The 8,308-nt window shown below is 34.9% G+C and carries 9 protein-coding genes; 4 read left to right on the top strand and 5 right to left on the bottom strand.

Features of this window, described 5'->3' with window-relative positions; all coding sequences use genetic code 11:
• The 5 genes from ACY65O_RS00160 to ACY65O_RS00140 form a co-directional block, all read right to left on the bottom strand.
• A partial coding sequence (locus ACY65O_RS00160) for a GDP-mannose 4,6-dehydratase (RefSeq protein ID WP_462218819.1) occupies nt 1–299 on the bottom strand: 299 nt, incomplete at its 3' end.
• Between the two features lie 63 nt (nt 300–362).
• The gene (locus ACY65O_RS00155) at nt 363–1,535 is read right to left on the bottom strand and encodes a glycosyltransferase (protein ID WP_462218818.1); all 1,173 of its coding nucleotides are present in this window, start codon (nt 1,533–1,535) and stop codon (nt 363–365) included.
• A 138-nt stretch (nt 1,536–1,673) separates the two neighbouring features.
• Nucleotides 1,674–2,774, bottom strand: a complete 1,101-nt coding sequence (locus tag ACY65O_RS00150) for a glycosyltransferase (RefSeq protein WP_462218817.1) — start codon at nt 2,772–2,774, stop codon at nt 1,674–1,676.
• Nucleotides 2,764–4,023: an oligosaccharide flippase family protein gene (locus ACY65O_RS00145; RefSeq protein ID WP_462218816.1), complete on the bottom strand. Its 1,260-nt coding sequence runs from the start codon at nt 4,021–4,023 to the stop codon at nt 2,764–2,766. Before ACY65O_RS00145 ends, ACY65O_RS00150 begins: the two co-directional genes overlap by 11 nt.
• Nucleotides 4,013–4,747 (bottom strand): FkbM family methyltransferase, encoded by a 735-nt coding sequence (locus tag ACY65O_RS00140; RefSeq protein WP_462218815.1) that lies wholly within the window; start codon nt 4,745–4,747, stop codon nt 4,013–4,015. Before ACY65O_RS00140 ends, ACY65O_RS00145 begins: the two co-directional genes overlap by 11 nt.
• 193 nt (nt 4,748–4,940) lie before the next feature.
• Between ACY65O_RS00140 and ACY65O_RS00135 the strand changes: the two genes are divergently transcribed.
• From ACY65O_RS00135 to ACY65O_RS00120, 4 genes are all read left to right on the top strand, one after another.
• A complete protein-coding gene (locus ACY65O_RS00135) occupies nt 4,941–6,839 on the top strand; it encodes an ABC-F family ATP-binding cassette domain-containing protein (RefSeq protein ID WP_462218814.1) in 1,899 nt (632 codons plus the stop codon).
• Between the two features lie 149 nt (nt 6,840–6,988).
• Nucleotides 6,989–7,243: a hypothetical protein gene (locus ACY65O_RS00130; protein WP_462218813.1), complete on the top strand. Its 255-nt coding sequence runs from the start codon at nt 6,989–6,991 to the stop codon at nt 7,241–7,243.
• Entirely contained in the window at nt 7,225–7,536 is a 312-nt protein-coding gene (locus ACY65O_RS00125; RefSeq protein ID WP_462218812.1) for a type II toxin-antitoxin system RelE/ParE family toxin, read from the top strand. The genes ACY65O_RS00130 and ACY65O_RS00125 overlap by 19 nt, the downstream gene beginning before the upstream one ends.
• Nucleotides 7,533–8,308 (top strand): acyltransferase family protein (locus ACY65O_RS00120; protein ID WP_462218811.1); only part of this gene is annotated, 776 nt, incomplete at its 3' end. The genes ACY65O_RS00125 and ACY65O_RS00120, both read left to right, overlap by 4 nt.

Below are 8,308 nucleotides of genomic sequence, written 5' to 3'. Positions count from 1 at the left end.
GTAATAAATGCCAGCGGATCGGTTATCGATCTGTCCACATGGCTTTCGGCAGCGCAATGCAATACTGCTGTAAAATTATATTCCTTAAAAAGATTTCGTAATAATTCAAGATCGGTAATATCTCCTTTTACAAAGTGATAGTTAGGTTTATCTTCTATATCTGTTAAGTTTTCTAAATTTCCGGCGTAAGTAAGTTTATCAAGATTGATAATAGTGTATTGCGGATATTTTATAACAAACAAACGGGTTAAGTGCGACCCAATAAAACCTGCGCCACCGGTAAGTAAAATCGTATGCATTTTTTTGTGTTGAATTAGGGCAAAAATATAGATAATTAAGCAAAGGTTACTGCCAATAAAGTATTAAAGGGCTGTAAAGGCAACATGAAAATATTGTTTTATTTCGTCCACATCAAACTGCTGTGCCCGGCCTTTAGCTTTTTCTTCAAATTGTTTGCGTAATGCGGCATCTTCATACATTCTTTTCATGGCGGCGGCCAATGCTATTACATCATTAACTGGTGTTAAAATACCATACTCACCAATTTCGTAATTATTAATTGCCCGGTGGTGCAAATCGGTTGCAGGTGCCAGCAATTCTCGTGGGCCGCTGCTGCAATCGGTAGAGATAACCGGTTTGCCACAGGCCAATGCTTCAATTAATACATTGGGAAAACCTTCTACATGGGAACTTAAAACAAAACAATTAGAGCGGCTTACATACTTAAATGGATTATTATCCCAGCCACAAAAAACAACTTTATCCCTCATCCCAAAATCCGATACTTTTTGTTTTAGATCCTCTTCCATTATTCCACCACCAACAATTAATAATTTACAGGGCAGGTTTTTCATAATAAAAAAAGCCTGCAGCAGTAACAAATGATTTTTCTCTTTTCTAAACCCTCCAACATTTATAAAATAAAAAATATCTTTTTCAAAAACAAAGGCTGGCTTTTCATCTGTATGTGACCGGATAAACCCTAAATCAATTGGATTATAAATTACTTTTACCGGTGTTTTTATTTTAAAATTTTCCATAAGATCGGTTTGCATGGCATAGGAATTTGCCAGCACCAGATCGGCACGTTTGTAACTGAACATGACCATAAATTTTGTAAACATCCGGTAGATGGCAGAATGACTTTGCTGTATAGTGGTTTGATGGGTCCTTTCGCACATAATCACTTTTCCTTTGTATCGCCATATACTTTTCATTAAGGCGTTTATGTAACAGGGACGGTACAAAAAAGCAACAGAAATATTAATCCTATTGATTTTGCAATATCTGTAAACTTTGTACGACTGGTAAGGCATTTTTAAAAACCTCATGAGTTTATTCTCATGTAAGGGCTGCTCTAAATCAAGTATTTTTATTTCGGAGGGTACTATAAAGTCTATAATATTTGTATAAAGAGCAAGATGAATTTCAAAATCGCTCCGCAAATGCTCCAATAAGAGTGACACTACTCTTTCGGCACCGCCTGACTGCAATGTATTGATGAATATTAATAGCTTAGGTTTTATTCCGTTCATTCGTTTTCATTTATTCGGCTGTGTATCAGCTGCAAATATGAGTTATTTTTTTTAAACCTGAGCCATTAGCCATTGCATAATTAAGCCATTAAAATACTCATTCGATTGATAAAGCAATTATTTTTTAAGCAACCCATTTTATAAATTAAAGTTTTGATGAAGCTCTAAAAATAGAGCTTCTGTTTTTTTTATGGCAAGATTTAAGGAAAACATTTTTTGTGTGTTATTTTGAATTTGCCGGCGGTTAAAATTGATGTCCCTTACTTTTTCAATTGCAGCAGTAAATGCTTTTTCATCACCATCTTTTACAAGCAACCCATTTTCGCCGTCAGTAATTATTTCGTTTATTCCACCCGGTGCATTAAATGCTATAACGGGAATACCCAAAGCGCCAGCTTCCAGTAAAGTGTTGGGGAAACCTTCGTAATGTGAGCCCATTAAAAAAAGATCTGCGTCTTCCATTTCACCAAACGGGTTATCTTTCTTCCCTGTTAAAAAAACTTTACTTTGCAATTGAAGCTGGTTAATAAGATTTTGCAGTAACATCTTTTTATCGCCATCTCCGATAATATAGTAAGTAAAAGGTATATTAAGATTTGCAACAGAACGAATTAACCTGTCGATTCCCTTTTCTTCGGAAAGACGGGCAACGGTTATAAATTTATTTTTTTGAGTTGCTGCAAGCATTAATGAATTTTCTTCCACAGCATTATTAATAACAATTGTTTTTTCTTTTTTGATACTGTAATTATCAATCAGATCCTGCTGCATAAATTTCGACTGGCAAATAATAAAATCAATGCGGCAGTAAAATTTTTTTATCAGCCAGTTATATAAAACAGGAAATTTTGCTCTTTTACTGTTACTGCTTACCACACTCGATTCTCTTGCAATAAAAATTATTTTTTTAGAAAACAATTGCCTGAAAACAGCCAGATAAATATTGAGATGGTTTGAAGTGGAAAAAATAATATCAGGCTTGTGCTGTTTTACCAGCGATTTAATTTTAAATAAAGATGACCGGGCATGCTTTACTTTTAAATCAATCACTACTACATCTTTATTATTGATTGTATAAAAAGAAGTTTCGTTATTTAAAACCGCCAGCTTAACTGCAAATTGTTGAGAGTTGATATTATTGCACAGTAATGAAACATACTTCTCCGATCCGCCACATTCCAGCGTTGGAGTAAGTATCAATAATTTTATTTTTTTTGTATCGTTGATATCAGGCTGCAAATAAGGTAGTTTTTTTATTTACCGAGTATGCATTTAAAAAACATATTAATACAACAATAAGGCAAACGTTTACCGCCATGCCAATTCCACCATACCAATAACCTAATGCACATGCACTTATTATATTTACAATAACAGCAATAGTAATATTTTTTATGGATTGTTTTTGCTGCCCCTGCAGTATCATTTGCTGAAAAAAGAAAGAAACAAATGGGGAGAAAAATAAAGCAAAGCTCATAATACGTAAAAGGGTTACTGCATAAGAAATATCTTGCCCGTTATTTTTTCCTGCAAGTAATTGTATTATATATTCTGCTAAAAAAAATTGCAGTAAAGCAAATAATAAAAAAGAAGATGCAATTATTTTTACAAGCTTCTGCACCATTTTTTTATAAGCATCGGTTGAAGATGCATACAACGCAGAAAGATGCGGAAAGAAAGTATTATTAACCACACTGCTTAACATGCTTGCTGCACTAAATATTTTTTGTGCAACAGAATACGACCCCACCACTAATGGATTGCTAAAAATTTGCAGTATAAAAATATTTACTGAAGAATAAAATGGCGCCAGAATAATACTTGTAAAAACATAGTTGCTTTCCTTAAAAATTTCTTTCATAAATTCTCTATCTGGAATTTTGTAAGATAATTTTATTTTATTCCGCAATAAAATAAACCCGATAATGCCTGCCAGCAAATTACCAGCTGCTAAAGCAAAAAAAGTATTATTAATATCATTGGGTTGCTTAACCAATACTATAATCAGAAAAAGTGAAATTAATTTAGAGATAAGTGTTACCAATGTACAACTTTTCATTTGCTGTATGCCCCTGAAATACCAATCTGGAAAAAGCAGGTTACCCAACAGGTAGGCCGCTGCCAATAAAATCAAGATAATATTTTGTTGCAGATATGCTATAAAAAATGTACAAAGCAAAAAAGCAATAAGGCTTGCAGTAAATAAAAAAAGTTTAATGGAATAGACAGCTGCAATTATTTTTTTTTGCAAGTCAATATCATTAACAGCATTAGCAATGCGCTGCGTTGCAGTTAAGCCAAAACCAAAAGCAATAAGCAAATCAAAATACATTATGCCGGTTTGCATAAGCGAAAAAACACCAAAGCCACTTATGCCCAGCACCCGAAGCAAATAGGGAAATATAAGTAATGGAAAAACTATTGCAATGCCCTGCTGAAAACCCAGCGATATAAAATTTACAAAAAGTTTTTTATTATTATGAAGCATTACCAGGTTGCAACTGTTTAAGCGTTTTTATTTTTTCTTTATGCACTGCAATATAATCATCTAAGCCCGCTTTTGCTTTGTTATGATAACCGGTGTGCTCTAAAACATAACCCAGTTCTTCCAAAAAAGTAATGCATTTTTCTTTAATGCCCGGCACTTTGCAATTATGTGTTGCCAGTAACAGGTGTGGCGTATATTTTTTTAACGTATTTACTGCACCCATCAATGCGTCATACTCTGCACCTTCAATATCAATTTTCATCGCATCCGGTGCCGCATAGCCCATTTGTAAAAGTGTATCGATAGAATAACACGCCACTTTAATTTTTTCTCCTGTATAATTAGCTGCATCTAAAACATAAGTATTGCCTTCTGCAAAAACTTTGTCGTAAGAAAATTCCACTTCTTTTTCTGTATCCGCAATTGCAAATTCTAAAAGTTCAATATGGTTCTCTTGAATTTGTTTTTTATTCAATACTAATAATTTTTTAAAAACATCATTATTAAATGTGGTTGGTTCAAAAGCATAAATTTTTCCTGTAGTAATTAAAGTGTTTGCTATAAAAGAGTAGTAACCAATATTGCTGCCTACATCATAAAAAACAGTGGCAGGTGTAAACCAACTGCAAAATTCATTCATCACGGCTGGCGGTTCGTTGTTAGCAATAATGTATTCGTAACTTCTGTCAGTTGGCCATTGATATCCCTTTAGCGGCCCCGACATTATGGAAAGATATTTTTGCTTAAACAGATACCTGCAAAGTTTAATATACCAGTATTTAAAAAACAAATTGGCCTGCATGCAAAGTATATTGTAGGTTATAAATTATTTTTTCCACCAGTATTAAAGCAAAAATAACTTTATAAATTTAAAATCAGCCCACCGCAATCTAAAATCCTAAGTTACCTTTGCCGCTATGCATTACGCTTCAGTTGAAAATTTAAGTAAATCTTTTGGGATACGTACCCTTTTTAAAAATATCTCTTTTTATGTGGAAGAAGGTGATAAAATTGCCTTTGTGGCCCGTAACGGCAGCGGTAAATCTACCTTATTAAAAATTATTGCCGGGCTCGATCATGCAGATGGGGGTACCGTGTGGGTACATAAAGATATTAAAGTGATAATGCTGCAGCAGGATACCCCTTTTGAAGAAAACAAAAGCATTTGGGATAATGTGCTGCGGATGGATAACCCTGTGGTAAAAGTGGTAAAAGCTTATGAGCAATGTTTAGAAGAAGATGCTGATAACATAGAAAAATTAACCGACCTGATGGCATTGGTAGATGAATTGAATGCCTGGAATTTTGAAAGCGAACTGAAACAAATTTTGGGCAAACTGAATTTGCATCATTTAAATGAGCCGGTAAAAAATTTAAGTGGCGGCCAGCGTAAAAGAGTGGCACTTGCACAATCGCTGATTGAAATGCAATTGCACGAAGGCAAATGTTTATTGATTTTAGATGAACCAACCAACCATTTGGATGTAAGTATGATTGAATGGCTGGAAGATTATTTGAGTGCGCAAAAAGTAACACTGCTTTTAGTAACCCACGACCGTTATTTTTTAGATACCGTTTGTAATGAGATATTAGAAATGGATGAAGAAAAAATATTTACTTACAAAGGCGATTACGATTATTTTTTAGAACAAAAAAGTATGCGGCAGGAAGTGCAGGCCAGCGAACTGCAGAAAGATAAAAATATTTTTAGAAAAGAATTAGAGTGGATGCGTAAGCAACCCAAAGCAAGAACCACAAAAAGTAAAAGCCGACAGGATGCTTTTGCAGTAGTGGAAGAAAGAGTGAGCCTGAAAAAAGAAGATACCGAAGTAAGCCTGCAGGTAAAGATGACGAGGTTGGGCGGAAAGATCTTAGAAATGAAAAAGATAAATAAAAGTTATGGCAATAAGGTTTTGATAAAAAACTTTGATTATACTTTTAAAAGAGGCGAACGTGTGGGCATTGTAGGAAAAAATGGCGTGGGCAAATCTACCTTTTTAAAAATTGCATTGCACCAGGAAAAACCCGACAGCGGAAAAATCAATCATGGTGATACGGTGGTATTTGGCAACTTTGACCAGGAAGGATTAAAATATAAAGAAGATAAACGTGCCATAGAATATGTAAAAGATTTTGCAGAATTTTTTCCACTGGCAGATGGCAGTAAAATATCTGCATCACAATTCATGGAAAAATTTGGCTTTAATGCAGAGCAGCAATACACGCCGCTGAGTAAATTAAGCGGTGGCGAAAAAAGACGTTTGCATTTACTGGCAGTTTTATTTTTAAACCCCAATTTTTTAATTTTAGATGAGCCTACCAACGATTTAGACCTGCAAACTTTACGCACACTGGAAGAATTTTTATTAGATTTTCCCGGTTGTATTTTAATTGTAAGCCACGACAGGTATTTTATGGACCGCATGGTGGATCATTTATTTGCTTTTGAAGGCGATGGTGTGATAAAAGATTTTCCCGGCAATTACAGCCAGTACCGTGAGGCATTGGCCAACGAAAAATTTACCGGTTACGAAGTGGTGGCAGAAAAAATACCCGTTGTTGAAGAAGCAGTTGTTAAGCAAAAAAATAACAACGAAATAAAAAAATTGTCTTTTAAAGAAAAGCATGAATTTGAAACTATAGAAAAAGAAATGCCTGCCCTGCAAAAAGAAAAAGAAACCATTGAAGAAAAAATGAACAGTGGTAATTTAAATTTTGAAGAGTTGCAAAAAGCTGCTGCAAGAGTGGGAGAAATTGTGGCGCTGCTGGATGAAAAAGAAATGCGCTGGCTGGAATTGAGTGAGCGGACGGCGTGAGGGTGAATTGTGAATGGTGAATGGTGAATAACACATTAATACTGGAACATTATTTACTCACTAATGACGATTCTCCATTGACCTTTCACCATTGACAATTCACCATTGCCCATTCACCCCTTTTTAGTAAATTTGGTAAAACACTTTGTATGAGCAAAGAAGAGCTTAAAAAAGAATTGCACCATCTTATTGATACTACCGATGATGAAGAGCTGCTGAACATCGTTAAGGAAGATATTGTTGCTTATCAAACCAAAGCCAATAAAAACTTTGATGATCTTTCAGATCTGTCGCCTGAAGACAGGGCCGAACTGGAAGAACTTGCTGCAGAAGATATTGATAAAGACACGATTTCATTTGAAGAATTAAAAAAAGAAATGAATAAATGGGTCTCCAAATTGTAGCTAAAAAAAGATTCCTTAACAGTTTTAAAAAGATTACTGCTTATTTAAAATCGGAATTTGGTAAAACGGCTGCTGAAGATTTTAATAAAATTGTACTCAATAAATTAGACCTGATTGTAGCTCAACCAAATATTGGAATTGTTACAGCAGTAAAAAATACCAAAAGTGTAATTGTTGGAAAAGGGCATCAGAATAAGATTTATTACAGGATTGAAAACAACAAACTTGTCATAATAAATCTAATAGATATAAGGAAAGATCCTAAAAAAAATCCTTTCAATAAAAATTCATGAACCAACGCTTTTACTCCCTTGATGTTTTTAGAGGCGCTACTGTAGCGCTGATGATATTGGTAAATAATCCGGGCACCTGGGCACATATGTTTCCTCCGCTCGATCATGCCAGCTGGCACGGCTGCACACCAACTGATTTAGTTTTTCCATTTTTTTTATTTGCAGTGGGCAATGCCATGGCTTTTGTAATGCCCAAATTAGAAGCCGCTGGCGAAAGTGCTTTTTGGCAAAAAGTTATTAAAAGAACCGTCATCATTTTTTGCATTGGTTTATTTTTAAACTGGTTCCCGTTTATAAAATATAACGATGCCGGTAATATTGTGGGCAAGCCTTTTGAAACCCTTCGCATTTTTGGCGTACTGCAGCGCATTGCACTCAGTTATTTTTTCGCCTCCATCATTGCGCATTATTTAAAAGTAAGAGGTGCATTTGTGGCCAGTGGTTTTATTTTATTGTTCTATTGGTTTTTGTGTGTAGCTGCAAATCCTTCCGATCCCTTCAGCATCACCGGTTGGTTTGGTACCAACATTGATAAAAATATTATTGGCGAAAAACACCTGTATCATGGCGAAGGCATTGCTTTTGATCCCGAAGGGCTGATGAATACTTTTGCTGCCATTGTACAAGTGGTGTTGGGATATTTAGTGGGCAATTACATTTTACAAAAAGGTAAAACACAAGAAATGCTGAACGGTTTATTTGTTGCCGGATGTGTTTTAGTGTTTGCCGGCTTTTGCTGGGATATGGTTTTTCCGATAAACAAAAAAATATG

Source organism: Ferruginibacter sp., assembly GCF_031430955.1.
GTDB lineage: Bacteria > Bacteroidota > Bacteroidia > Chitinophagales > Chitinophagaceae > Ferruginibacter.
This window is presented reverse-complemented; position numbering and strand designations above follow the sequence as displayed.